This is a genomic window from Mucilaginibacter sp. 3215, assembly GCF_050433785.1.
Lineage (GTDB): Bacteria > Bacteroidota > Bacteroidia > Sphingobacteriales > Sphingobacteriaceae > Mucilaginibacter.
The window spans coordinates 1-26,124 of the sequence record NZ_JBNPWO010000010.1 but is presented as its reverse complement, the minus strand read 5'-3'; the positions used below and the strand labels follow the sequence as shown (position 1 = coordinate 26,124).

Annotated in this window: 20 protein-coding genes and 1 pseudogene; 9 read left to right on the top strand and 12 right to left on the bottom strand. The window is 41.5% G+C overall.

The annotated features are described in order from the left end of the window. Positions 1–34: 34 nt before the first annotated feature. From ABIC84_RS16780 to ABIC84_RS16755, 6 genes are all read right to left on the bottom strand, one after another. The gene (locus ABIC84_RS16780; RefSeq protein WP_426585109.1) at positions 35–1,534 is read right to left on the bottom strand and encodes a SusD/RagB family nutrient-binding outer membrane lipoprotein; all 1,500 of its coding nucleotides are present in this window, start codon (positions 1,532–1,534) and stop codon (positions 35–37) included. A gap of 14 nt (positions 1,535–1,548) precedes the next feature. Further along, positions 1,549–4,752 carry a SusC/RagA family TonB-linked outer membrane protein gene (locus ABIC84_RS16775; protein WP_429264306.1) on the bottom strand — a complete coding sequence of 1,068 codons (3,204 nt, stop codon included), beginning with the start codon at positions 4,750–4,752 and terminating at the stop codon, positions 1,549–1,551. Between the two features lie 579 nt (positions 4,753–5,331). After that, positions 5,332–5,604 carry a cytochrome b5 domain-containing protein gene (locus tag ABIC84_RS16770; protein WP_429264305.1) on the bottom strand — a complete coding sequence of 91 codons (273 nt, stop codon included), beginning with the start codon at positions 5,602–5,604 and terminating at the stop codon, positions 5,332–5,334. Beyond that, the gene (locus ABIC84_RS16765) at positions 5,601–6,281 is read right to left on the bottom strand and encodes a lycopene cyclase domain-containing protein (protein WP_090528706.1); all 681 of its coding nucleotides are present in this window, start codon (positions 6,279–6,281) and stop codon (positions 5,601–5,603) included. Before ABIC84_RS16765 ends, ABIC84_RS16770 begins: the two co-directional genes overlap by 4 nt. Beyond that, entirely contained in the window at positions 6,278–6,823 is a 546-nt protein-coding gene (locus ABIC84_RS16760) for a hypothetical protein (RefSeq protein WP_429264304.1), read from the bottom strand. The genes ABIC84_RS16765 and ABIC84_RS16760 overlap by 4 nt, the downstream gene beginning before the upstream one ends. Then, entirely contained in the window at positions 6,823–7,674 is an 852-nt protein-coding gene (locus ABIC84_RS16755) for a phytoene/squalene synthase family protein (RefSeq protein ID WP_429264303.1), read from the bottom strand. Before ABIC84_RS16755 ends, ABIC84_RS16760 begins: the two co-directional genes overlap by 1 nt. 81 nt (positions 7,675–7,755) lie before the next feature. On the opposite strand from ABIC84_RS16755, the gene ABIC84_RS16750 reads away from it, so the two are divergent. After that, the gene (locus ABIC84_RS16750) at positions 7,756–9,234 is read left to right on the top strand and encodes a phytoene desaturase family protein (protein WP_429264302.1); all 1,479 of its coding nucleotides are present in this window, start codon (positions 7,756–7,758) and stop codon (positions 9,232–9,234) included. 90 nt (positions 9,235–9,324) lie between these two features. Then, positions 9,325–9,939, top strand: coding sequence for a helix-turn-helix domain-containing protein (locus ABIC84_RS16745; protein ID WP_429264301.1), 615 nt, complete (start codon positions 9,325–9,327; stop codon positions 9,937–9,939). Positions 9,940–10,024: 85 nt separating this feature from the next. Here ABIC84_RS16745 and ABIC84_RS16740 read toward each other — a convergent pair whose 3' ends face one another. Together ABIC84_RS16740 and murB are read right to left on the bottom strand one after the other, a co-directional pair. Beyond that, positions 10,025–10,561, bottom strand: coding sequence for an RNA polymerase sigma factor (locus ABIC84_RS16740; protein WP_090528721.1), 537 nt, complete (start codon positions 10,559–10,561; stop codon positions 10,025–10,027). A 263-nt stretch (positions 10,562–10,824) separates the two neighbouring features. Further along, on the bottom strand, positions 10,825–11,871 hold the full coding sequence (gene murB, locus ABIC84_RS16735; RefSeq protein ID WP_429264383.1) for a UDP-N-acetylmuramate dehydrogenase: 1,047 nt from the start codon (positions 11,869–11,871) through the stop codon (positions 10,825–10,827). A 259-nt stretch (positions 11,872–12,130) separates the two neighbouring features. Between murB and ABIC84_RS16730 the strand changes: the two genes are divergently transcribed. The 4 genes from ABIC84_RS16730 (at position 12,131) to ABIC84_RS16715 (ending at position 17,305) form a co-directional block, all read left to right on the top strand. Continuing rightward, a complete protein-coding gene (locus ABIC84_RS16730; RefSeq protein ID WP_091165901.1) occupies positions 12,131–12,508 on the top strand; it encodes a BlaI/MecI/CopY family transcriptional regulator in 378 nt (125 codons plus the stop codon). Between the two features lie 5 nt (positions 12,509–12,513). Next, positions 12,514–14,514: a M56 family metallopeptidase gene (locus ABIC84_RS16725; RefSeq protein WP_429264300.1), complete on the top strand. Its 2,001-nt coding sequence runs from the start codon at positions 12,514–12,516 to the stop codon at positions 14,512–14,514. 187 nt (positions 14,515–14,701) lie between these two features. Beyond that, positions 14,702–16,390, top strand: coding sequence for a DNA repair protein RecN (gene recN / locus ABIC84_RS16720; RefSeq protein WP_429264299.1), 1,689 nt, complete (start codon positions 14,702–14,704; stop codon positions 16,388–16,390). Positions 16,391–16,492: 102 nt separating this feature from the next. Next, positions 16,493–17,305 (top strand): enoyl-ACP reductase FabI, encoded by an 813-nt coding sequence (locus ABIC84_RS16715; protein ID WP_129569045.1) that lies wholly within the window; start codon positions 16,493–16,495, stop codon positions 17,303–17,305. 70 nt (positions 17,306–17,375) lie between these two features. Here the strand turns inward: ABIC84_RS16715 and ABIC84_RS16710 are convergent, their stop codons facing one another. Continuing rightward, positions 17,376–17,762: a hypothetical protein gene (locus tag ABIC84_RS16710; protein WP_426585088.1), complete on the bottom strand. Its 387-nt coding sequence runs from the start codon at positions 17,760–17,762 to the stop codon at positions 17,376–17,378. A gap of 144 nt (positions 17,763–17,906) precedes the next feature. Between ABIC84_RS16710 and ABIC84_RS16705 the strand changes: the two genes are divergently transcribed. Further along, entirely contained in the window at positions 17,907–19,016 is a 1,110-nt protein-coding gene (locus ABIC84_RS16705; protein ID WP_429264298.1) for a carboxypeptidase-like regulatory domain-containing protein, read from the top strand. Positions 19,017–19,226: 210 nt separating this feature from the next. Here ABIC84_RS16705 and ABIC84_RS16700 read toward each other — a convergent pair whose 3' ends face one another. Further along, the gene (locus ABIC84_RS16700; RefSeq protein WP_129569047.1) at positions 19,227–21,761 is read right to left on the bottom strand and encodes an ATP-dependent Clp protease ATP-binding subunit; all 2,535 of its coding nucleotides are present in this window, start codon (positions 21,759–21,761) and stop codon (positions 19,227–19,229) included. A gap of 526 nt (positions 21,762–22,287) precedes the next feature. On the opposite strand from ABIC84_RS16700, the gene ettA reads away from it, so the two are divergent. Together ettA and ABIC84_RS16690 are read left to right on the top strand one after the other, a co-directional pair. After that, positions 22,288–23,970: an energy-dependent translational throttle protein EttA gene (gene ettA, locus ABIC84_RS16695; RefSeq protein ID WP_090528750.1), complete on the top strand. Its 1,683-nt coding sequence runs from the start codon at positions 22,288–22,290 to the stop codon at positions 23,968–23,970. A gap of 87 nt (positions 23,971–24,057) precedes the next feature. After that, entirely contained in the window at positions 24,058–24,603 is a 546-nt protein-coding gene (locus tag ABIC84_RS16690; RefSeq protein ID WP_429264297.1) for a hypothetical protein, read from the top strand. Between the two features lie 119 nt (positions 24,604–24,722). Here the strand turns inward: ABIC84_RS16690 and ABIC84_RS16685 are convergent, their stop codons facing one another. Both ABIC84_RS16685 and ABIC84_RS16680 read right to left on the bottom strand, forming a co-directional pair. Beyond that, positions 24,723–25,532: an SDR family oxidoreductase gene (locus ABIC84_RS16685; RefSeq protein WP_429264296.1), complete on the bottom strand. Its 810-nt coding sequence runs from the start codon at positions 25,530–25,532 to the stop codon at positions 24,723–24,725. 301 nt (positions 25,533–25,833) lie between these two features. Next, positions 25,834–26,124: pseudogene (locus ABIC84_RS16680) on the bottom strand (hypothetical protein); the annotation flags it as partial.

Below are 26,124 nucleotides of genomic sequence, written 5' to 3'. Positions count from 1 at the left end.
AGCCTTTGTTGTTCTCATAACCTATAAGCAATAATTATTGTTTATCCCAATAAACCCTTGTATTAAGCGCATCCGGACCTTGACGGGCAATTACAGCATTGTAATTCGCAGTGTTAAGATCACTTTCTGTTTGTGGATATTGTTGCCTACGTGGAATTTTCTGGCCTGGGCTTAATGAACCAGGAACCGGGTCAAGCAATTTCGGCAAACCTGTACGACGGTACTCCGCCCATGACTCCCAACCATTGCCTAAGAAACCCGCTATCCATTTTTGGGTCATGATTTGATCCATAGCTGTTGCAGCCGAAAATTGAACCGATGCCTGTGCAAGATAAGCAGTTTCATTGGTAAGGCTAACGCCATTTTGCTCCAGCGACGCAGCTATACCTTTTTTATAGTAGTCTGCAGCAACTCCATCGCCACCAGCTATCCAGCCAAGATGAGCGGCTTCGGCCTGTGTAAACATAATTTGGGCATATGATGTCCAAACAGTTGGCGAAGCTTGACCAGAAACAGCTATACCTATTAATGATACGTTACCCGGTTTAGAACGTGTACCCTGATTGTAATCGCCTAAAGCATCACCATATGTACCATAGGGTAAACCTACGTAAGTACCTGAGGCAGTCGGTGCCGCGTAAACAGTCAACCTCGGATCATGAAGATTAGTTAGAGTATTAACAACTAAACTACTTACCGCGTAATCGTAACGGTTACGGTAGTTATTGTAGTATGGATTTTCGTTAGTTTGAGCTGCCAGATACGCATACACAGCATTATCACTGTTTGAGTTCATTAAACCACCAGCAACGGCTTTAGCATACTCATTTTTGCCGGTAGTCGGATCAACTTTCGAAAGCCTTAAAGCCATAATTGCATGCAATGAATTGGCCCAATGTTTCCATTTGGTAACATTACCTCCAAATAATATATCTTGCTGAGCCGGGAAAGATGCACCACCATCAAACTGTGCCTGCGCTTCGTCAAGCTCTTTCATTAAAGCTGTATACACATCTTTTTGAGCGTCAAAAGCCGGCGAAAAATTAGCCTTACCATTCAAAGCTTGTGAGTAGGGTATATCGCCCCATCTATCAGTAATTGTCAAATAGATAAAGGCAGTAAGAATCCTGGCTGTAGCTATTTGATTATTAGTAGATCCATATCTTTTAACAATCTCCTGATCCTTTTTAGAAGGATCGGTATTAACTTCAATAATTGTTTTTAAATCTTTTAGCGGACCTGTATAATAACCCTGATAATCATATTGCTTTAATGAAAATAATGATTCATTGGTATAAAAGGTTTCTGCCAGGTATTGTGAATATAATTCGCCTGTAAACGAGTTAATGTTCGTTGTAGCACCTCCCCCATTTACACCGCCAAGGTATTGAATGGCACTGGACAATAAAAAACCTGGCAGCGCAACTGGCGATTGATTAGGGTTAACATTCACATCGCCCCCGGTTTTACATGAGGCAAGGATAATCATACCCACCCCAACTATATATTTACTAATATTAGATAATCTTTTCATGATTTGTGCGCTAATTAGAACGTCAACTTGATATTAAACCCTAAATTCCTTGTGTTTGGTAACTGACCACCTTCATAGAAAGAAGTTTGCAGTTGAGACGGATCTACACCTTTAAGTTTAGAATAGATCATCCACGGGTTTTGAGAAGTTATGCCAAAATAAGCCGTTTGGAACGGTAGCTTACCCAACATCTTTTTGGGGAATGAATAACCTACGCTAACCTCCCTTAATTTTATATAAGAAGCATCATAGGTCCATTTTTCCCAGATTTGGCTGTATGACTGCTCATACAATGTACGGGTATCAACATAGGTAGTATTAGGTGAGCCATCTTCATGAACGCCTGCTACTAAAACACCGCCACCATCGGCAACGTCGTTACGCTTTGGATTGCCTTTAGCATTGTTGCCTACAGTTTCGATACCTAAGCCAGAACCGTTCAGGTTTTGCTGCGTAACCGATACAAATTTGCCGCCCTTTTGGAAATCAAGAGAGAACGCGAGTATAAAATTCTTATAGTTAAAAGAGTTGGTAAAACCACCAGTGTAACTTGGCAGCATGCTTCCTAAATTAACAGTATTGTTCACAATAGGTAAGCCGTCATCACCAACTACTATGTTACCATTTTTATCGCGGGTAAAACCTGAGCCTATGATTTGACCATAAGATTTACCTACGATGCCGTTAATACCAAAGCTTGGTGAACCGACAAAGCCAAAGCTTTGGGTACCCGCAGCCTGGTTACCACCCGAGGCGGTATAGCCACCTAAACCATCGGGAGTAACTTTCAGGTTGTTAAGACCGGGGTACAGTGATATAACTTTATTTCTGTTGAATGAAATATTGAAATCAGCATTCCAGGTAAATTCTTTCGATTTAATTGGTGTACCACCAAGAGTTATCTCGATACCATTGTTCCTGATCTGACCAGCGTTAATTACGGCTGTAGAGTAGCCAGAAGTCCCATTTACAGGAAGTGGCAGGATCTGGTCTTTTTGAGTACGCGTATAGTAGTTGAAATCAAACCTTACCCGGTCTTTGATGAAATGCAACTCGGTACCAATTTCATATGATGTAGAGAGCGATGGTTTCAGGCCGGGATTAGGTAACGTATTGGGCACAGTTTGAATTGCCGCGTTACCTGCTTTAGTTGGCCCGTATGGCGTAGTAGTTAAATTATACGTTTGATAAATTGAATAAATAGGTGCGTCAGAACCTAATTTCGCAGCAGAAAGCCTTAATTTACCAAATGTAAGGATATCATTTTTGGGCATCAGTTCGGTAAATACAAATGAACCTGACAAGCCACCGTACCAATATGAGTTGTTATTTATTGGTAAAGTTGATGAAATATCGTTACGCGCGTTGAAATCAAGATATAAAAAATCTTTATATCCAAATGAAGTAAAACCGTAATAGCTGTTTACCCTTGATAACGCTTTGTAGCTAAATGATGTAGGGGCATTCAACGAGTTTGTAAGTGTATACAAGTCAGGGATAGAAAGACCGCCATTTGTATTACCTGAAGTATAAAGGTAGCGATCCTGACGTGTTTCGGCATATAAGCCCGCTTTTACAGAAAGGTCTTTAAAATTGTGGCTATATGCTAAGTTAGCAACATAGTTATTCTCTTTGTAAGTATACTGGCTCTGAGAATATGAATCGGTATTAATAGTACCTGAACCTACGCGTGAGTTATCGTCGCGGTTTAATAAGTCTTCTCTGGCAATTAACGACAAAGACAGATCTTTAGTAAACTGATAAGTAGCGGTTAAGTTACCAAACACACGATTATTATTTGACTGTGAGGTATTCACATAAGACTCAGTGTACGGGTTATCCCAGTAATGTGGCGTTAAGTCGTCCGGACTGGTAATGTTCCATGAAGTGTAAGTACCATCGGGCCTTTTATAATTTTTAAGTTTGTTAATTTCAACATCTCTGTGGAACCACTGGCTAAATGAACCTGCAGTTTGTGTACCGTAACCTTCCTGAGGTATGTTGTTTGAATTGATTTGGGAAAAATTGAAGTTAGCGCTTACTGTTAATTTCTTGGTTAACTTAAGCTCGCCATTTAAACCAACATTGTTATGTTTTTGATTACTATTTGGAGTAATCCCTGTACGATCTATGTTCGTGTATGATACCCTGAAGTTGTAATTATCAGCAGCTTTTGAAAACGCTGCATTGGTATTGTAGGTTACGCCTGTACGATAAAAATCACGTACGTTATTTGGCTGCGGAACAAACGGCTTTAACTTACCAAAATCGGGATTTGACGGATCCCAGAAATACCATGGAGCGTACAGGGTACCATCCATTTTAGGTCCCCAGCTTTCGTCAACTCCGTAATCATAAATTTTTACGCCGTTAAACTTGGCAAATGATGCAGGAGAACCATTATCAGGATCATAAGTATAAGTATCCCATTTGGTGCTTGTTCCACCACCATATTCATTTTGGTACTCAGGTAACTGATAAACTTTTTCAAAAGTTGTTGATTGGTTTAATGACACTCCAATACCTTTATCAACGCCCTTCTTCAGTGTCACAACAACGGCGCCTTCAGATGCCCTCTGGCCGTAAAGCGCCGTAGCAGCAGGACCTTTAAGTACTGTCAATGATTCGATATCATCATTATTAATTGCATTAGGATCGGTAACGACACCGTTAACAATATAAATTGGATTTGCTCCCGATAATGAGTTGATACCGCGAATACGGATAGTTGAAGTACCAAACTTTGCACCCGAACCGCCTAAAACCTGTACGCCTGCAATTTTACCTGCAAGGGCGGTGTTAAGATCAGATTGCTTGGTTACTGTAAGGTCGTCGCCTTTTACCTGCTGAGCAGCGTAGCCCAGTGATTTTTGCTGCCTTGAGATACCTAACGCGGTTACGATTACCTCGTTAAGGCCGCGGGCTGATGCTTCCAAAACCACTTTTAGGTTTGCTGAAGCGCCTACAGGAACATCCTGTGTGGCATAGCCAATAAAACTAAATGATAGAACCGCGTTGTTTGGAACGCTGAGTGAAAATTTACCGTCGACGGTGGTTTGGGTACCGGTAGTTGTCCCTTTTATCTTCACCGATACACCCGGCAGAGGAAGGCCGTCCTCCTTGGCTGTTACCGTACCGGTAACAGTGTGATTTTGTGCAAAAAGCTGTGTTACAGCAAATACGAAACTGCACAAAATTAGTAGTAGTCGTTTTTTCATAGAAAAAATTTAGCTAATAGTTAAGGAAGCAAACTTAATAGCCAATGATAAAATAAAACAAATAATAAATGTAATATTTCTTTTACATGAATTTTTTTAACCACAGTGAAGGTTTTAGGAAATTATCAACAAGAAATTACCTTTGCTGTCGTTAATACCATATGGCCGTTAGATCCGGCCGGTAATAAGTCAGTTAATATTGTTAATTATAAGTTAGGAAAATGCGCGAGGCATTTTCCTAACTTGTTTTACAAGCTCTTGTAAATCAAAACACAATAAAGTTAACTGTTACGAGAAATCCAAAAGAAAAACTACAACTCACAGTTCCTTAAAACCTCTTTTTACAACAATAAATTGCACCATGCATAGCCCGTTGAAAAAGGCATGGCAGGAAGGAAAAAGCTTAATTTTTTCATACTTTTCGGCGAGAAATGGCCACGTAACAATATATTTACATGGTTTATTACAGAATATAGCTCATCAATCACTGCACTAAATGACTCAGGAGTGACAGAAAAAGGGCGTCACACTTCAAAAATTATTCAAAAATGGTTTAGAACATTTTGTTTAAAAAGCATATCAGTCCTTGTCTTCTTCCCCAATGGAGAGGGCGGGGGTGATGAGGCGACCTACCTTTACAAATCTCTCAAATACGGTTTCGGTATGTGGTGCGTCGGCAAGTTCATCTGTCAAATCCTGTCCGGCCCAGTGCTCATAATGTTTCCCGTTTCGCCATAATCGGCTTTCAGTTACATCATAAATATCACCTTTATAGGCAACCCAGATCCGGGGTTTATCCTGACCGTTGCGTAAAGCCAGCTGTGATTTGGTATATGTCGGCAACTCACTCATCGGCTTAACCTCTGTTGTTTAAAATATTCAAAGAACCCGATGTTCATGAGCAGTAAAGCCATCAGGTAAAAATGATCCTCAAATGGGATAGTGCCAACCCGCTTTCCCAGGTTTTCGGCATTGTTGTACAACACTATTGGGACAGAGGTTAATATGCCGTTTACTATATAAAATGGTAAAAGTGCTACAATATAAGCCAGGTAATAACGATTAACCCAATCGGCCTTAAAAACGTATTGAATCAACACCACAAGCAGTAGCAATAAGCCAAACGTAACCGCGGTATAAAGCCGGTCGTGATAAAATATCAGCATCAGGATACTCAGTAATATTACCATACTGCTTATAATACCGGTAAGCCTGAAAGGCATCAGCCATTTAACATAGTGATTAAGGCAGGCGTAAATAAATATACAGGCAAACGGTACCGTTAAAAAGAATAGTATTTCCTCTAAAGGCAAACCAAAAAACTTAACGCCAATGATGTATGCCGAATTGAACGACCAAACACCCCTGACGGTAAAAAGCACATCCCAAAACAAAAAAAACAAACCAGTAACGGCCATGCCGGGCCATATAAATTTCCAACTTTTGTAAAACCGCACCCTTTTATCAAACGAAAGCACAACGGGAAAAAATACCGTTAGCAGGTTGATCAGTAAATAGGTGTATCTCACGTAAGTTCGGTTAAGTGTTTATTGAGCGCCTGGCTTTGGGCAGGAGTACATCTTTTTGAATGAAGAAGGAATTTGATAATCTGGATGGTCAATTCCTTATCGGCCGAGCCATAATTCTTTTTACCCAGTTGGGCTATGATATCGTCGGTATCCGCCGCGAGGTCTTTATTAAAACCTAAAATGGAAGGCACGTTGTGTTCAACAGAAAAGCGCATGAACCTGATCTCGATATTATGCGGATCGTCAATTAATGCCTGCTTAAATACCTTTTCCGATCTGTTAAGATATTTCAATTTTAAATATGGGTTCCAGGCATGTTTCGCTTTTAAGGCAAGCAGGCCGCCTATGAAACCATTGACAATACCACTCTTTTCTTTGATACCATTAAGATTATTATACAACGAATCGGTGGTTTTGCTTTTATCAATAGCAATGAGCATTTGCTTACGCAGCATTTTCAGATTGGGTTCCTCGGCTTTAGCCATTCGCAACCCGAATACTACTACCAATATACTGGCTATAAAAAAGATCTTCTTTAACATTAAATAACATTTAACTTTTGCTGCAGAACAGCTTTGATGTACAAACTCATTTTACGCGCATCAGAAATCCTGATACGTTTTTGTAGTATTACTTTTGCAGGAGTGTAACTTATTTTTTTAAACAACTGCAGGTAGTAAATATAGGCAATATAAACCCCAAGCCTGGTGCCAGCCGGCAGGCATTTTATTCCCTCAAATGCTTCGTCAAAATCGTGTTTAATTTCCGCCTCAATGGCAAGCTTATCCCGCTCGGTAAAATTATTGAAATCGATCCCCGGAAAGTATGTGCGCCCGCGTTCTGTATAATCTGCCTTAACATCCCGTAAAAAATTGATCTTTTGGAAAGCGGCACCCAGGCTTCGTGCCTTGGGTACAAGAGCCTGGTAAAGGGTATCATCATTGGTAAAAACACGCAGGCATATCATGCCGATAACCTCTGCCGAACCATAGATATAAGTTTGGTAGCTGTCCTTATCATAAGCTTTGTTATCCAGGTCCATTTCCATTGATCTCAGAAAAGCCCTGATCAATTCATGATCGATCTCAAACCGGTTAACTACCTGTTGAAAAGAATGAATTACGGGATTAGTGCTGATCCTTTCTCTGATAGCCTTGAAAGTCTCTTCCTCAAACCTGCTGATCAGTTGCTGCTGGTTATACCCATGAAAGGTATCTACAATTTCATCGGCGTAGCGTACAAAGCCGTAGATGGCATAAATGGGATAACGAAAACTTTTATCAAAAGTTTTAATGCCCAGGCTAAAGGAAGTGCTATATTTTTTAGTTATCAGTTTACTGCATTCAAAACAAGTTTCATCGTACAGGCTCATCATCGGCACTCGCGTGGTCATTTTTTCAAAAGTACAAATTCAAAGCGGTATTGTTTTTTATAGGCCTAAAACAATTTGCTTATCTTAGGCTTCACATTAAACATGAGCAGCAAGCGTATTATTGTTATCGGTTCGGGCTTTGCTGGTTTATCGGCGGCCTGTGTTTTGGCTAAAGAAGGCTATAAAGTGACCATATTGGAAAAAAACGACCAGCCGGGCGGCCGTGCCAGGGCTTGGGAGCAGGATGGTTTTAGGTTTGATATGGGGCCAAGCTGGTACTGGATGCCCGATGTATTTGAAAACTTTTTTGCACTGTTCGGCAAAAAAACTTCCGATTATTATCGGCTAAAAAGGCTTGATCCCGGCTACCGTGTTTATTACAGCAAAAACGAAATATTTGATGTCCCCGCGGATATGGTTGAGCTTGAAGCCCTGTTTGAACAAGCCGAACCTGGTAGCAGTAAAGCATTACGCAATTTTTTAAACCAGGCGGCATATAAATATAAGGTAGGCATGGGTGAATATGTCTTCCGCCCTTCCCATTCCATCACCGAATTTATCGACTTTAACCTGATCAAAAAAAGCTTCAGCATGCAGCTGCTTACCAGTATGAGCAGCCATGTACGCAAATATTTTAAAAACCCCAAACTAATTAAACTACTGGAGTTCCCCGTGTTATTTTTAGGAGCCACCCCGCAAAATACCCCGGCCATGTATAGCATGATGAACTATGCGGACCTTGCCCTGGGCACCTGGTACCCTATGGGTGGCATGAACGAAATAGTAAAAGCTATGGTAAGCCTGGCCATCGAACTGGGAGTTGAGATCAGGCTCAATACAGAGGTTACAAAAATCAATATACAGGGTAAACAGGTTGATAAAATCCAAACCAATAATGGCGTATTCACTGCCGATATGGTAATTGCAGGGGCCGATTATGAACATATTGACCAGCATTTAATCGAGAAACCACATCGTAATTATACTACTAAATACTGGGATAACCGGACGATGTCGCCATCGAGCTTATTGTTCTATATCGGCACTAATAAAAAAGTGCCGGACATACAGCATCATAATCTATTTTTCGACGAAGATTTTGAATTGCATGCCAAAGAGATCTATACTGCGCCCCAATGGCCTACCAATCCGCTGTTTTATGTTTGCTGTAGTTCAAAAACCGATAGCACGGTTGCCCCGGAAGGCGGCGAGAACCTGTTTTTCCTGATGCCCATAGCCCCGGGACTAAACGATGACGAAACTATCCGCGAAAAATATTTTAACCTGATGATGGAAAGGTTTGCTCATATTACCGGGCACGATATCAGGGATTCGATCGTGGTGAAAAGAAGCTATGCGCTTAATGATTTTACAGCCGATTATCATTCGTTTAAAGGCAATGCTTACGGGTTGGCAAATACACTTGCCCAAACCGCTTTTTTTAAACCCGCCATACGGCCAAAACATATCAACAACCTGCTGTATACCGGGCAGCTTACCGTGCCGGGGCCTGGCGTGCCGCCGGCAATTATCTCGGGGCAGGTGGTAGCGAAGGAGGCAATGAAGAAGTTGGCGTATTAGCAATAACAGCGATGTCGTAAACATGACGTAAACAAGTCGGCAGTTAATATCTTTAGGGAGTTATACTTTTGTTCAGCAAAATATATCAATATGAAAACCTATAACCCCGGAAAAAAGATTAAGGAATTGCGCAACCGTAAAGGATTAAGCCAGGAAGAATTGGCTGAACAAGCCCAACTAAGTTTAAGAACCGTGCAACGAATAGAAAACGATGAAACAGATGCAAGGGGCGATACACTTAAAAGACTGGCAACCGCGCTAAATATTACCCCTGAAGATTTAACAGAATTACCTTTCGAGCCGGCAGGAATTTTGAATTATGATAGCAGAAACTTCTTACTACAATTCAATTTATCAGCCCTAAGCTTCATTATATTCCCGATGTTAGGAATAGCATTGCCACTGGCCTTGTGGTTATCCAACAGGAAAAAAATAAAAGATATAGATAAACCTTGTAAACGGCTTATCAATTTTCAAATATCATGGTGTTTAGCTATCGTTTTAACAGCTATTGTTCTTTTTAACCACGATTTTTTTCATATTCCCTCATCTATATTGAACCTTGGCGCGGGTGAACTTATCTTATTGAGTATACCGTTGTTTTATGCTATAAACTTTATTTATATCGTTTTCAACAGCGTACTGGTATATAACACCCGGCAAATATTTTATCAGCCAGCTGTACCTTTTTTTAAGATAACATAAGCCCGTTAATAACCTGGGCTAAAACAAGAAACCCGCCTCATGGGCGGGTTTCCTATTTATATATATGATGGAGTTTAATTGAACATTAATTCTCTGCGTAAACGGGTTTGGCGATTCCGTTATCATATGCCTTAAGGTTTTTCTTGAGCAGCTTGCGTGCTACGTGTATGCGGGTTTTTACCGTACCGATCGGAATGTCCAGGTGATCGGCAATTTCATGGTATTTATGACCTTCAAAGTACATGGTGAAGGGTACATAATAATCTTCGGGCAGCCTGTCTAAAGCTTTTTTAATATCATCCATAACAAATTTGGCTTCGCCCTGATTTTTGGTTGAACTAAATACCAGGTTTGGTGATGATATTTCATCACTTTTGGTAACGAAAGTGCTCATTTTAACAAAACGGCGATAGTTGTTGATGAATGTGTTTTTCATGATGGTATATAACCATCCTTTTAAATTGGTGCCTTCCTTAAACTTGTTATAGTAAGTTATGGCCTTCAACATTGTATCCTGGACAAGGTCGTTAGCATCGTCTGCGTCGTGCGTGAAATGTAAAGCGTATGATCTTAAAGAAGTCGCCTGACGTAGTACAAGGGTGTTAAACTCAATCTTTGTCATTTTGTTAAAGTTTTGTGTTAACAATTAGGCAAGCATGATGCCATTAAGCCAAAGTGTGTAGTAAAAAGTCCACATTTAAACATCGGTATTGAAACTTACCCATTGTGTACTCTTCACACATTGGCAACAAATACAATACTGAAAAACAGAATGTTATGAATTTTTACACCAGAAAATCAAACTTATTTAGGGAACATTTGTAACAGGAATGTTATTCAGAAGAAATTTTATTAAAAATGAAAATTCACTTTAAATAAAGTTATTTAACTAATAATATTAACCTCCCGTTGTAGTGTAACGCCAAATTTAGTGTACACACTGTCTATGATTTGCGACGAAAAGTTATACACTTCCTGCCCTGTGGCGCCTCCATGGTTCACTAAAACCAGGGCCTGGTTCTTCCATGTTCCTGTGTGACCCACGGTTTTTCCTTTCCATCCACATTGTTCAATGAGCCATCCGGCAGCCAGTTTTACGCCGCCATCAGCAGCAGGATAGTTTACCACATCAGGAAATTTAGCTTGCATTACAGCAAATTCTTCGGCACTGATCACCGGGTTTTTAAAGAAGCTGCCCGCGTTTCCTATAGTTGACGGATCGGGGAGTTTGGATACCCGGATATGCGCCACCACCTGCGATACATCTTTAATAGTAGGGTTTGAGATACCCCTGTTTTGTAATTCTTGCTCAATGGCCCCATACCTGGTGTTAATGCTTGCCACCAGCGATAAGTGGAACTTTACCGATACTATAATATACTGTTCTTTCAGTTCGGCTTTAAAAATGCTTTCGCGGTAACCAAATTTACAATCCTCTTTGCTGAAAGTTCTGAATGTTCCTGTCGCTATTTCAAAAGCGCGGCAACTGTGAAATACATCTTTAAGCTCAACGCCATAGGCGCCAATATTTTGTATAGGCGATGCCCCTACCGAACCCGGGATCAGGCTCAGGTTTTCGACACCAGCATAACCGTGATCAACACAATAATTCACCAAATCGTTCCATACCTCTCCGCCACCTGCTTCTACATAAACATCATTGTGGCTGATGCGGTGCTCAATACCACGGATGTTCATGCGCACAACCAGTCCGTCAAAATCATCAACCATAAGCATATTGCTGCCGCCACCGAGTATTAGTCGCTCTGTTTGCTGCCACTGCGGGTCGGCAAACAGTTCTGTTAGTTCGGTTTCATGGGCTATCTCTACAAAATAACGGGCGCTGGTATCAATACCGAAGGTGTTAAAATTTTTGAGGGATACGTTTTCTTGTATTTGCAGCATGTTTTTTTGATGTCGGATTTGAGATATTCGATTTCGGAGTTTTTATTTTCCGAATCTATTGAGTACAAAAGTAACCAAAAGATAGTGATTTTGCCTGAACCGGGATTTGGGGGAATTTTGTCTGTTCAGACCATCTTCTGTAAATTCTTAAATCCTGAAAATTCTGATTCAGACAATTACTCCCCCCCCACCAACCGTTAAAATTTGTTAAATAATTTCAAAACCACTTGCAAATACGAAATCTATCGTAGATATTTGTACGAAGAAATTCGTAATAGAGAGACAGATGGAAATTAAACCAACAGAAAGCGAACTTGAAATTTTACAGGTGATCTGGAAAAAGGGCCAGTGCACCGTACGTGAGGTTCATGAAGAGCTTGCTAAAAACAAGGATGCCGGCTACACCACTACTTTAAAATTGATGCAGATTATGCATGATAAGGGAATGGTTGAGCGCGACACCACTTCAAAAACCCATGTTTACAAGGCTTTATTCACAATGGAGCAGGCCCAAAGCAACGCTTTGGATAAAATCTTGTCTACTGTATTTAAAGGCTCTACTTCCGATTTGGTGATCCAGGCGCTTGGCCAGCACCGCGCATCAAAAGACGAGATTGACGCTATTAAAAATTTTTTGAATCAATTTGATCAGGATAAAAAATAAACGTGATGGAAAATTTATTCTATAATATAAGCCAGGTGTTGGGCGTAACTATTCTGCAATCGTTATGGCAGGGTTTGTTAGTATGGTTTGCCTTAAGGTTAGTGTTTATTTGCAGGCCGCAGTTATCGGCCATTAAAAAGCACAATTTGGCCATGGGCGCCATCCTTGCCATAAGCGCCTGGTTTATATACACGTTTATCCATCAGTTCAGGCTGCACGAGTGGATCAATTATACATCCGCCAATGCACCATCTTTATTACCACGTTTCTACCTTCCGCTGCATGAAGTAGCATTCAAACCGCAAAGCAATTATTACGAATACGTTATAAAAGGCTATCTGCCTTATATATCAGCCCTTTACTTTGCTGGTTTGGTATTTAACCTGCTTAAAGTTAGCTTAAGCTGGCAAAGGATCAGCCTGATAAAACGTACCATGGTACCCGCCGACAGGCTGCAGGACTTTGCCGATGCGCTTTGCCAAAAGCTGGGCATTACTAAAAATGTGTGGGTAAACTTTAGCCGTATGGTTGATGCCCCTTGTATGATAGGCTTTTTAAGCCCCATTATTTTGTTGCCGATAACCCTTACTACATACTTATCGGCTACCGAGGTTGAAGCCATTTTACTGCACGAGCTATCGCACATTAAACGTAACGATTACCTGCTGAACCTGATGCAGCAATTTATTTCCATACTGTTATTCTTTAATCCCTTTGCCCAATTAATTAATCGAATCATTAACCAGGAGCGCGAAAACAGCTGCGATGACCTTGTTGTGCAAACAACACAGCAACCCTTGATCTATGCACACGCGCTTTTGAAGCTTGAGCAAACCAGGCAGCAGCATTTACAACTGGCCCTGGCTGCTAATGGCAAAAAATATCATTTATTAAACAGAATTGAACGCATCATGAAAACAAAGAAACCTATAGGCAATATCCGCCACCTGCTTGTGGCCATTGCTATAATGACTGCCGGCGTTAGCAGCATTGCCTGGCTAAACCCCACCATAACAGATGGCAAGCTCACAGTTAAAAAAGTTGCTGCGCCTGTCGCCTTACATGCTCTATTTGTGGAAGATACCATACGCAAGGTGGCTCCTAAAACTAAAAAGCCTGTAACCTATAAAAAGAAAACCCAGGCCGAAATAGTTAAAGCCAAACAACGCCATGATTCTTTTAACTACGACGGTTTTAACGATACTGAGCTTGAAAAACTCAGCGCTGAAGTAAACAAACAAGGCGAGCTGATTGGTAAATACTACAACAGCAATGATTTCAAAAAGCAACAGGAAATGCTTGAAGCTAAAAGTAAAGCCCTGCAGGCCTATTATAACACTGAAGGTATGGAAAAAATGAAGCTGGAAATGCAAAAAATGGGCGAAGATTTTCAAAAGGAATATGGCGAAACATCCGAATCTAAAAAAACCAGTGAACAGATGGGTGAGATAGGCCGCAAGATCGGTGCTTATTACAGCAGTCCTGAGTTTAAAAAAATGAACGAAGAGCTGGAGAAAAAGTATGGCATTCCGCATAACCGCGGCTATAATAGCTATAATGACGATAGAGACCCTAACTACAAAAAATATCAGGATGAACTGCAAAGCAAGATCCCGGCTGATGTGAAGGCGCAAACAGAGCAGTTGAAAAACCTGGGCCAAAAAATCCGCAGCCGCTATGATTCGCCGGAGTTCATTGCTAAAAGAAACCGCATGCAGGCCATGGGCGATAGCATCAGGATGGCCTACAACAATCCCGACATGAAAAAACTACAGGAGGATATGAGGGACATTGGCCGGCAAATGCGCGGCTTCCAGGATAGCCCTGAAATTAGAGCGGCACAACAACGGCTTAAAGAAGCCAGCAAAAAACTGCGGGACTATATGAAAAGTCCGGCATTTAAACAAAAAATGAAGCTTTACCGCGATAAAATGGATAAAGACTTTGATTATAAGTTTGACACCGACGATAAAGAGGAAATCAAAGCCGATAGCGCTACAAATTGATACTCTGTCAGAAGTCTTAAGCCTGGAGTCTTAAGTCTCAAGTCCAGCTTCGACTTTGAACTTTGGGCTTAAGACTTTTGACTTAGTCCATCAAGACTAAATAAATTAGCAATTAGCATTAAAAATCTTTTTTAAAGAACCTTAATTTGTAATTTAGTGTCCTCAATAAAATGAGGACACTTTTTTTATGCTTCAAAAGCTAACCATTAATAATTACGCGCTTATCGATAACCTGGAGATAGGTTTTGATAGCGGCCTGAACATATTAACCGGCGAAACCGGTGCAGGTAAATCGATCATATTGGGTGCCCTTTCACTTATTTTAGGACAACGGGCCGAAAGCAAGTACTTTTTTAACCAGCAAAAAAAATGCGTTATTGAGGGCACTTTCAAAATCAGCGGCTTTCATTTGGCCGATTTCTTTGAAGAAAACGATCTCGATTACGAAACGGAGACCGTGCTGCGCCGGGAGATCTCGGCCGATGGCAAATCTCGTGCTTTTGTGAACGATACCCCGGTTAACCTCTCAGCCCTGAAACAGTTGGGCGAAAAACTGATAGATATCCACTCGCAGCACGCTACATTGGAAATTAATGACCCGGATTTTCAATTGTTAGTAGTTGATTCGGTTGCGCGTCATTCAGATTTACTGTTTGATTATCAAACAAAATTCCGAGCCTATAAAAAATCATTGAGTAAGCTTAACCAGTTAATTGCCGAAAGCGATAAAGCAAAAGCCGACCTGGATTATTTCCAGTTTCAGTTTGACGAGTTGGAAAAAGGTGCATTGGTTGCCGATGAACAGGAACATTTGGAACTGGAACTAAACACGCTCAACAATGCCGAAGAAATAAAACGCAACCTTTTAGGCGCTAATTACCTTTTACGGGACGGCGAAGCCGCTGCATTAACGCAACTAAAAGAGGCAGGACAGGCTTTGGGTTCGATAGAAAAATATAATCCTGCTGTTGCTGAACTGCACCAGCGCATTAATAGTGTCGTTATTGAACTAAAAGATATAGCTGCTGAAATTGACGCCCTTGAACAGCATACTTTTATTGATGAAGCTCGTGCCGAAGAGGTGAACACTCGCCTGAGCATGATCTATCACCTGCAAAAAAAACACAGGGTAAGCACCAATGCCGAGTTATTGCAGATTCAGGAAGAATTATCAGACAAAGTGCAGCAAGCCCTTTTTGGTGACGAAGCTATCGAAAAACTGCAAAAACAAATTGCCGCCGATAAAGCCGAACTTGAAAAGCTGGCGACACAGTTATCAGTCAACCGCAAAAAAGCTATCCCGGATATTGAGAAACAAATATTGGCAACACTGGCCGAGATGGGGATGGGAAACTCGATGTTAAGCATTGAGCAAACGCCCCCCCCGCCCCCTAAAGGGGGGGCTACTGAGCAATCTCCCTTACTTACTGCTACGGGGATTGATAACATTAAATTTTTATTTTCGGCTAATAAGGGACATGCTTTGGCTGAGATGAGCAAGGTGGCATCCGGTGGAGAGCTTTCGAGGTTGATGCTGAGCATTAAATCTATTGTGGCGCAATACACTGCCTTGCCTACTATTATTTTTGATGAGATTGACACCGGTGTATCAGGCGAGGTAGCCAATAAGGTTGGGCAGATAATGGAGCGATTAGCGCAAAACCTACAGGTAATCACCATTACCCACCTGCCGCAAATCGCCAGCAAAGGACAAAGCCATTATTTTGTTTATAAAGATGATAGCGAAGCCGCTACCTTTACCCGGATCAAGCAATTGGACAACGATGAACGCGTATTGGAGATAGCCAAAATGCTAAGCGGGGACAAGCCGGGCGAAAGTGCTTTGCAAAATGCGAGAGAGTTACTCTTCAGTTAGCAGTTTTGAGTTTGCAGCAGGCAATAACGGCCGTTAGTTTAAACAGCCAATCAGCAACTGAAATAAAATTATAACTTTGCTTCAATTATAAAAACTTAACAAATGGCTTATAATTTATTAAAAGGTAAAAAAGGCATCATTTTCGGTGCGCTAAATGAGCAATCAATAGCCTGGAAGGTAGCACAACGTGCCGTACAGGAAGGTGCTGAAATTGTATTATCAAATGCCCCTATTGCTTTACGCATGGGCGAACTCAATAAACTGGCCGAAGAATGCAACGCGCCGGTTATTGGTGCCGATGTTACCAATGGCGATGATATCAATAACCTGTTCACCAAAACCATGGAGCATTTTGGCGGCAAGGTTGACTTCATCCTGCACTCAATAGGCATGAGCGTTAACGTACGCAAAAACATCCCTTATTTTGAAAACAACTACGAATTTACCCACAAAGGTTTCGATATATCAGCATTAAGTCTTCACCGCATTTTGCAGGCTGCCATGAAACATGATGCCATTAATGAATGGGGATCAGTATTGGCATTAAGCTACATCGCAGCTCAACGTTACTTCCCTGGTTATAATGACATGGCAGATAACAAAGCGGTATTGGAAAGCATTGCTCGTAACTTTGGTTATGAGTACGGCATGGCTAAAAAAGTACGTGTTAATACCATCTCTCAGTCGCCAACCCGTACAACCGCAGGTTCGGGAGTAAAAGGCTTCGACGGCTTTATTGAGTTTGCCGAAAAAATGAGCCCGCTGGGTAACGCCGATGCCGATCAGTGCGCTGATTACTGCGTTACCATGTTTAGCGATTTAACCAAAATGGTTACTATGCAAAATCTTTTCCATGACGGTGGTTTTTCCTACACTGGCGTAACCCAGGCGGTTATTGACCAGATGGGGAAATAATTTCAAATGGTCTTAAACAAAAAGGAGCGTTGCGTTTGCAAGGCTCCTTTTTGTTTTGAGTTAGATTGGATTACGGCACCAATACTATTTTCACTTTTAATGGCCCGGGAATCCCTGCTCCTGTGGGTACGCTTCCATCCGAATTTTGAGCATCAATGTATAGCTTGCCTGTTTGATATACAAACCTGTAACTTATCCCCCCATATACGTCCGGTAGCTGTTCATAGGTACCATTATCTTCCAAATACACCAAAACAGCACCGTGATTATTATAGTAGTCAGTAATTTCGGGTACATTTAAAGTCGTGGTATAGCCGTTAATACTATTGTCGAGCGCAAAATTTGGAGTGGTATCAAAAATAGTGGTAGCGCTCGGGCTGGTAGTTACATATTCCTTTTTACACGATGTTGCAGCAAGTACTATAGTGCAGCAAATTAAAGTCAAGATTTTTTTCATAAAGTATTGCGTTAGTTATATAACTGTTTGAACAAAAAATTGTTCAAAGGTTTAAACGTTTTTTAAATTATTTTATTTCGAACCTTATTTCCTGATGTTTTTTCGCCACTTTTGATTAACTAATACCTTAGTTTAACTTTGGCTATGCATAAGTCCTTTTTGCTTTTATTGTTACTGATACCAACATATTGCCTTGCCCAAATAAAAATTACCGGCAAAGTGATTAATATGACCGATACCAAACCTGTGCCCAACGCAAGTGTATTTTTAAACAACGCCCAGGTAGGCAATAAAACGGCCGATGACGGAACTTTTACTTTAAGTAATGTAAAGCCCGGCAAATATGATTTTATTATATCTATAGTAGGTTATGAAACCTACACCTATAGTTTGCAAACGGGCAGTGCCGACGTCAATTTCGGTACCATCAGCATTATCCCCAAAACCTTTCAGCTAAATGAGGTTAAGATCAGGCCTGATCCTAACCGTGAAAAATACTATGCCATTTTCAGGCAGCAATTTTTAGGCTATTCAGACAATGCCGCCAAATGTAAAACCCTGAACTCAGATGTGCTTGACTTCGATTATGATGAAGCTACCCGAATCTTAAAAGCTACTTCTCACGATTTTTTGGAGATTGAAAACAAGGCACTGGGTTATAAGATCCGATACAAATTGACCAACTTCAATTACAACCCGGCAAAAGCTATGTTGTATTATGAGGGAATCTCCAACTTCGAAGACCTGAAGGGAACCGAAAAACAAAAGCGTAAATGGCGTAAAGAACGACAATTAGCGTACCTTGGTTCATATATGCATTTCTATCGGTCGGCTATAAAAGATAGTCTCACACAAGAAAACTTTGTTGTGATGCGCCTGATCCGTAAACCCAATTCAAATTACCACGGTGGCCTCAATAATAAATACCTGCAAAGTCTTGTCAATAAACCCTTAGACAGGGCCGACTTTTTCAAGCTAACAGACCAGGACGGCTTATTTGCTATAGGATTTACCGATTGCCTGTATGTTATGTATACTAAAAAAGGCCGAACCCCTTCGGATAATACCGTACAGGCTTTTAATATGCCTAACAATGCCACAACTATTATTTCTTTCGATGAGCCATATGCCTTTTTTGACAACAATGGTATTGTAGCTAATCCTCATTCCGTAATCTATGAAGGTGACTGGGGCATAAGTCGTGTTGCCGAAATGTTACCGGTTGATTATGAGCCGGTGGTAGATAAAAAGTAAGTCTGACAAAATTATGCCGTTGCGAGCATAGCGCGGCAATGGCACAGGAGCAGAGCCGCTCTGTACAGTATGCGATTGCCGCGTTGCACCCCGCGCTCTGTCCCATCTCGCTCCTCGCAATGACATTTTTTTCAATTTAAAACCTCTCCTTAAACAAAAACCCCGTTCCAAAAGAAACGGGGTTTTAATATTACTCACAGTACTGCAAAATTACTTTTGCTCTTCCTGCTCTGGCTTTTTGCTTTCACCTTTCCTGTCGGTAATTTTGATCTCCTTGGTTTCGGTATCAAAATCAACTACCATTACGTCACCTTCGGCTAATTCACCTTTAAGGATCTCTTCGGCAATTGGGTCTTCCAGGTATTTCTGGATGGCACGTTTAAGCGGCCTCGCACCAAATTGCGAGTCATAACCTTTATCGGCAATGAAATCTTTTGCAGCATCGGTAAGCTCAATTTTGAAACCTAAGCCATTTACACGGCTAAACAGATAAGCAAGCTCGATATCGATGATCTTGAAGATCTCTTCTTTACCTAATGAGTTAAATACGATAACATCATCAATACGGTTCAGGAACTCAGGAGCAAATGCACGTTTCAATGCATTCTCAATAACACCACGTGAATGGCTTTCGGCCTGTAAAGTTTTAGCGTTGGTGCTGAAACCTACACCCTGGCCAAAGTCTTTCAACTGGCGGGCACCGATATTTGATGTCATGATGATGATCGTATTCCTGAAATCAACCTTGCGGCCTAATGAATCGGTCAACTGACCTTCATCCAACACCTGTAACAGGATATTGAATACATCAGGGTGAGCTTTTTCGATCTCATCCAATAACACTACGGCATAAGGTTTACGGCGTACTTTTTCAGTTAACTGTCCACCTTCTTCATAACCTACATAACCCGGAGGCGCACCTACTAAACGAGATACCGCGAATTTCTCCATGTACTCGCTCATGTCAATCTGGATCAGGGCATCTTCAGTGTCGAACATAAAACGGGCAAGCTCTTTAGCAAGTTCGGTTTTACCAACACCTGTAGGGCCCAGGAAGATGAATGAACCAATAGGTTTTTTAGGATCTTTCAAACCGGCACGGGTACGTTGTATAGCGCGGGTAAGCTTTTTGATAGCTTCATCCTGACCAATGATCTTGCTGGCAACAGTATCGCTCATATGCAACAGCTTCTGGCTGTCGGCCTGGCCTACACGTTGTACAGGGATGCCGGTCATCATAGATACTACCTCAGCAACATTATCTTCGGTTACAGTGTAACGTTTTGATTTTGTTTCGGCTTCCCAAACAGCTTTTGCCTGGTCAAGCTCAACTAACAAATTCTTTTCAGTATCACGCAATTGGGCAGCTTCTTCGTATTTCTGACTGCGGACAACTTTATTTTTCTCGATCTTGATCTGTTCGATCTTTTGCTCAATATCTAAAATGTTTTGAGGCACATGGATATTGGTTAAGTGAACACGTGAACCTGCTTCATCAAGCGCGTCGATAGCCTTGTCCGGTAAAAACCTGTCGGTGATGTAACGGGTGGTTAAGTTAACGCAAGCATTGATAGCTTCTGGAGTATAAGTAACACCGTGGTGCTCTTCATATTTATCCTTAATGCGGTTCAGGATCTCGATAGTTTCAGTCGGCGTAGCCGGCTCAACCATTACTTTTTGGAAACGACGGTCCAAAGCACCATCTTTTTCAATGTACTGGCGGTATTCATCTAAAGTGGTTGCGCCAATGCATTGTATCTCTCCCCTCGCCAAAGCCGGTTTAAACATGTTCGATGCATCAAGCGAACCTGAAGCACCACCAGCACCTACTATAGTATGGATCTCGTCAATAAATAAAATTACATCAGGTGATTTTTCCAGTTCGTTCATTACCGCTTTCATACGCTCTTCAAACTGGCCACGGTATTTGGTACCGGCAACCAATGAGGCTAAATCAAGTGTAACTACACGCTTGTTGAACAATACACGTGATACTTTGCGCTGAACAATGCGCAATGCAAGACCTTCGGCAATGGCCGATTTACCTACACCCGGTTCACCTATTAATATAGGGTTGTTCTTTTTACGGCGCGATAGAATTTGCGACACCCTTTCGATCTCTTTTTCACGACCAACAATAGGGTCAAGCTTGCCATCTTCGGCGGCGCGGGTTAAATCGCGGCCAAAGTTATCAAGCACCGGTGTTTTTGATTTAATGTCAGATACTTTTTTAGGCTGACTGAATGACTCTTCTTCTTTAAAGTCATCATCACCGCCTGTAGGTGATCCCGGCATTTCGTCAGTAACATCGTTTTTATGTGATTCAACTTCACCCTTAAATACCTCGTAGTTTACATTAAACTGTACCAGTATTTGTGAGGCGATGTTGTCCTCATCGCGAAGGATAGATAGCAGCAGGTGCTCTGTACCAATCACATCACTTTTAAATATTTTGGCTTCCAGATAAGTTATCTTCAATACCTTCTCGGCCTGTTTTGTTAACGGGATGCTGCCGATATGTACGTTTGTTCCAATAGTTCCCTTTACTGCATCCTCAACGGCGCGGCGAAGTTTTGCGGTATCAACGTTCAATCCCTTCAGCAATTTAATTGCTACACCATCCCCATCGCGGATAAGCCCAAGCAAAAGATGTTCAGTACCTATATAGTCATGCCCAAGACGTAATGCCTCTTCCCTGCTATATTGAATAACATCTTTTACCCTCGGCGAAAATTTAGCTTCCATATATACCTTTCTAATTATTGAACGCCCTAATGTATAAATTATGATTTTACAAATTACGACGCCTGTTTTACTTTCATCAACAATATTGCCAACATTTAATGCTTTGCAGAAACAGACATTGTTATGATACGCAATGTATCAAAGTTTGGTATCAATCGGCAGTTTTTATCTGAAAAGCCCGCTAACAAGCATTTTTTTTACAATATACGAACGAAACTCACCTGTTTGATATAAATATCTTAAAAAAGTTTAAATAAATTTCAAATATTTAATAACATTTCCACCTTTTAAGGCATTTCGTCATAAACATGACAATTAGGCATTAGCCAGCAGATATCGTCATATAACTTTATATACGGGAAACCCGCGGTGATGGTTGTGCTTCTTTGCTTAAGGTTCAATTAAATTTAAATTAACATTATAACTCAAAAATCAGTTTAAAATTACTAATCCTAATCATTTAATCTGAAGCCTCCTTTTCATCTATTTTAGCCATATTTGAATTTCTATTTATCGATCAATTATAATGGCAGACGAAAAGATAATTTTTTCAATGGCCGGGGTGAGCAAAGTTTATCCCCCGCAAAAAACAGTATTAAAAAACATATACCTGTCGTTTTTTTACGGCGCTAAAATTGGCGTTATCGGCTTAAATGGCTCCGGTAAATCGTCATTGCTCAAAATTATTGCAGGGATTGATAAAACCAATATAGGCGAAGTGGTGTTTTCGCCGGGCTATACCGTTGGCTACCTGAGCCAGGAACCGGAACTTGACCCTGAAAAAACCGTGCGCGAAATAGTTGAGGAAGGGGTTTCTGAAACTACTGCCTTACTAAAGGAGTATGAAGAGATCAACGAAAAATTCGGTCTTCCGGAATATTATGAAGATGCCGATGCCATGGAAAAACTCATGAACCGCCAGGGCGAATTACAGGATAAAATTGATGCGGTAAACGCATGGGAGCTGGATAGCAAACTGGAACGCGCCATGGATGCCCTTCGCTGTCCTGAACCGGATACCAAAATCTCAGTATTATCTGGTGGTGAGCGCCGCCGCGTAGCTTTATGTCGCCTTTTATTAAAGGAGCCGGATGTATTGTTGCTTGATGAGCCTACCAACCACCTGGATGCCGAATCTATTGATTGGCTGGAACAACATTTACAGCAATATAAAGGAACTGTTATAGCTGTAACGCACGACAGATATTTCCTTGATAACGTTGCCGGCTGGATCCTCGAGCTTGACCGTGGAGAAGGTATCCCATGGAAAGGAAATTATTCCTCATGGTTAGATCAAAAAGCCAAGCGTTTGGCCCAGGAAGAAAAGAGTGAAAGCAAACGTCAGAAAACCCTGGAGCGCGAGCTGGAATGGGTGCGTATGGGCCCGAAAGGCCGCCACGCCAAATCAAAAGCCCGTTTAGGAAATTACGAAAAACTGGCATCTGAGGAAACTAAAGAACGCGAAGAAAAACTGGAGCTGTTCATTCCGCCGGGCCCGCGTTTGGGTAATGTAGTGATTGAGGCCAATGGCGTAAGCAAATCATACGGCGATAAATTATTGTTCGATAACCTGAGCTTCTCCTTGCCACCTGCCGGTATAGTTGGCATCATTGGCCCTAACGGCGCGGGTAAAACTACACTGTTCCGTTTAATCACAGGGCAAGATCAGCCGGATGCCGGTACTTTCCGTGTGGGTGAAACCGTAGCCTTAGGTTATGTTGACCAGATGCATGATGATCTTGACCCTAACAAATCTGTTTGGGAAAACGTAACCGGTGGTTTGGAAACTATTATGGTGGGTAACCGCCCGCTTAACTCAAGGGCATATGTATCCAAGTTTAACTTTAACGGTGCCGATCAGCAGAAAAAAGTAGGTGTACTATCAGGTGGCGAGCGTAACCGTGTGCACTTATCTATCACCCTCAAAAAAGGGTCGAACGTATTGCTACTGGATGAGCCTACTAACGATATCGACGTAAACACTCTACGTGCATTGGAAGAGGCACTGGAGAACTTTGGAGGCTGTGCTGTAGTGATCAGCCACGACCGCTGGTTCCTCGACCGTATTTGTACGCACATCCTGGCTTTTGAAGGTAACTCTCAGGTCTACTTCTTTGAAGGCAACTATTCTGATTATGAAGAAAACCGGAAGAAACGCTTAGGCGATGTTGCTCCGAAAAGGATTAAATATAAAAAGTTGACGGCGTAATAGGCCCTCCAAATCTCCTCCAAAACTGGGGGAGATTTTTAAAAAACAAGCTGCCCAAAATATGCAAATGGCTAATATTCTGTTTAAATGATCAGAAACTACTACGGGCCTCCAATTGTACCTAAACTATCTCGAAGAACCCGATTTTTTATATTTCTTGCCTTCTTTGCCGGATTGTGTGCGTTAGTTCCTGAAATCGGTTTGTTCAGACTTACGTTTATACCTCTGTCTGCTTGCTTAGAAATATGGACGGCATTTACTATAATCAGCTTTACAATACACATCCGTTTATTCTGGAAACGCTACTCTGTATCTAATGCGTTATGGCTTTCTGTGCTCTATGGCTACGCCTCGGCAGGACTTCCGCTGTATATTTTTATGGCAACAAATTATTATTGTGCCGATAACAAAACCTCGCAACAAACTTTCGGCGTGATATCGGCACAGGTTGGACAAGGAAAGCTTTCGCCCAATGTTGTGATCAATTATAAGGGATTAGATAAGCAGCTATTTTATCCATGGGATGCCCCTGTTACGAAATATAAAAGCGTTACATTGTCAATAAAAAAAGGTTATTGGGGCTTCGATATTATTTATCAGCAAGACATTAACACAGGCCTGTCAGAGCAATGATGAACAAAATGATCTTTTTTTACATCCCTCCTTTTCAGCTTTGACGTTATCGAAAGCAAAATCTTATCTGAATGAAAAATGCCACCCGATCAGGATGGCATTTTTTTATATTATCAGGACTACTTTATCCCGTAATGGTCATTCATCAACTTCTCAAACAAACCGCCCGGCAATATAGCTTTAAGCGTAGGCACAATGGTTTGGCCAACCTGCCCAACCAAATAACGATGTTTAGGGCTTGGCGAAGCTACTATCGAAACCAGCTTTTTAGCTAATGATTCAGGGCTTGGGGCAATGCTTTCGTCTTTTTCCATAGCGGCAACGGCGGCATTGTATTCAGTTTCAAGCTTATCATTTTTGATAGGAAATTTAACCTTAGCGCGGTTCTGGCTGAAATCCGATTTAAAGTCACCCGGGTTAAGCAGTGTTACTTTAACGCCTGTATTGCGCAGTTCCATCCTTAAACTTTGTGAGTAGCCTTCGATAGCATATTTTGAAGCGCTATACATACCCTGATAAGGCAAACCGAACAAGCCGGCCAATGAGCTAATATTGACGATAAGTCCCTGACCTTTTTCGATCATGCCGGGTAATACCGCTGAACTAACACGGATCACACCGAAAAAGTTAACTTCAAACTGCTGCTTGGCGCTTTCAACCGGCATAGCATAAGCCGGACCGGTTACACCATTGCCGGCATTGTTCACCAATACGTCGATTTTGCCTTCGGCCTTAATAATGGTGTCGATTGCTGCCTTTACCGAAGCATCGTCGGTAACATCAAGTTGAACAGGTTTAAATGCAACTGATGTCATGCGGCTTAAATCGCGCGATGAGCCGTAAACCGTATGGCCGGCGGCATGCAGGGCGTTAGCACAGGCTAAGCCAATACCAGAAGATGCTCCTGTTACTAATATTACCTTTTTCATTGTTTGTAAGGGTGAGTTTGTTTTATTGTTTATTGGTTTGATTGCGCCGTTTTTTGGCAACGTAAAGATGTGAATTTATCATGCAGCAAAGCAAGGGGATAGATTAAAAATAATGTTATCTACACGAAAAATTCATGATGGGAGAAGGAGGTTAAAACACATATCGTCATGCTGAGTATAAAAACCCGCAGGCCTCTGAAGGTGAAATGACAAAGAGGGCCTGTCAGTCTGAGCCTGTCGAAGACTCGTGCGCAGAGGCCCTGCCCACCATGCTTCGACGGGCTACCCATGACATAATAATTTAAGCAGGTACAAGTTCCCTATTTAATTCAAAGGCGAGTTTCTCTAATCGCCTTTGTTTCTGTTCCTTAATGATATTTTCATAGGCTTGCAGCCCCTTTTCCACAAAGTCGGCTCCTTTTACAATTAAACGCCAGTATTGAGCGGCCAGTTTTCTGGCCGTTGCTTTAATAGCTATTGCCGGACCTTTTCTGCTCCTTAATCTTCTTGCAAATGAACCCCAGCCGATATACTTGCTGTTCAATAATCCATGGGCCATTTGTTTGAATATTTGCCCGACGGCCGGTTTACC

What these genes read in the sequence shown, in the direction of transcription:
- ABIC84_RS16745 (WP_429264301.1), top strand. Translation starts at nt 9,325, where the DNA reads ATGAAAACCTATAACCCCGGAAAAAAGATTAAGGAATTGCGCAACCGT.
- ABIC84_RS16685 (WP_429264296.1), bottom strand. Translation starts at nt 25,532, where the DNA reads ATGAAAAAGGTAATATTAGTAACAGGAGCATCTTCTGGTATTGGCTTA.
- ABIC84_RS16715 (WP_129569045.1), top strand. Translation starts at nt 16,493, where the DNA reads ATGGCTTATAATTTATTAAAAGGTAAAAAAGGCATCATTTTCGGTGCG.
- ABIC84_RS16705 (WP_429264298.1), top strand. Translation starts at nt 17,907, where the DNA reads ATGCATAAGTCCTTTTTGCTTTTATTGTTACTGATACCAACATATTGC.
- ABIC84_RS16725 (WP_429264300.1), top strand. Translation starts at nt 12,514, where the DNA reads ATGGAAAATTTATTCTATAATATAAGCCAGGTGTTGGGCGTAACTATT.
- ABIC84_RS16750 (WP_429264302.1), top strand. Translation starts at nt 7,756, where the DNA reads ATGAGCAGCAAGCGTATTATTGTTATCGGTTCGGGCTTTGCTGGTTTA.
- ABIC84_RS16755 (WP_429264303.1), bottom strand. Translation starts at nt 7,674, where the DNA reads ATGACCACGCGAGTGCCGATGATGAGCCTGTACGATGAAACTTGTTTT.
- ABIC84_RS16710 (WP_426585088.1), bottom strand. Translation starts at nt 17,762, where the DNA reads ATGAAAAAAATCTTGACTTTAATTTGCTGCACTATAGTACTTGCTGCA.
- ABIC84_RS16730 (WP_091165901.1), top strand. Translation starts at nt 12,131, where the DNA reads ATGGAAATTAAACCAACAGAAAGCGAACTTGAAATTTTACAGGTGATC.
- ABIC84_RS16690 (WP_429264297.1), top strand. Translation starts at nt 24,058, where the DNA reads ATGATCAGAAACTACTACGGGCCTCCAATTGTACCTAAACTATCTCGA.
- ABIC84_RS16700 (WP_129569047.1), bottom strand. Translation starts at nt 21,761, where the DNA reads ATGGAAGCTAAATTTTCGCCGAGGGTAAAAGATGTTATTCAATATAGC.
- ABIC84_RS16760 (WP_429264304.1), bottom strand. Translation starts at nt 6,823, where the DNA reads ATGTTAAAGAAGATCTTTTTTATAGCCAGTATATTGGTAGTAGTATTC.
- ABIC84_RS16740 (WP_090528721.1), bottom strand. Translation starts at nt 10,561, where the DNA reads ATGACAAAGATTGAGTTTAACACCCTTGTACTACGTCAGGCGACTTCT.
- ABIC84_RS16770 (WP_429264305.1), bottom strand. Translation starts at nt 5,604, where the DNA reads ATGAGTGAGTTGCCGACATATACCAAATCACAGCTGGCTTTACGCAAC.
- ettA (WP_090528750.1), top strand. Translation starts at nt 22,288, where the DNA reads ATGGCAGACGAAAAGATAATTTTTTCAATGGCCGGGGTGAGCAAAGTT.
- ABIC84_RS16775 (WP_429264306.1), bottom strand. Translation starts at nt 4,752, where the DNA reads ATGAAAAAACGACTACTACTAATTTTGTGCAGTTTCGTATTTGCTGTA.
- ABIC84_RS16780 (WP_426585109.1), bottom strand. Translation starts at nt 1,534, where the DNA reads ATGAAAAGATTATCTAATATTAGTAAATATATAGTTGGGGTGGGTATG.
- recN (WP_429264299.1), top strand. Translation starts at nt 14,702, where the DNA reads ATGCTTCAAAAGCTAACCATTAATAATTACGCGCTTATCGATAACCTG.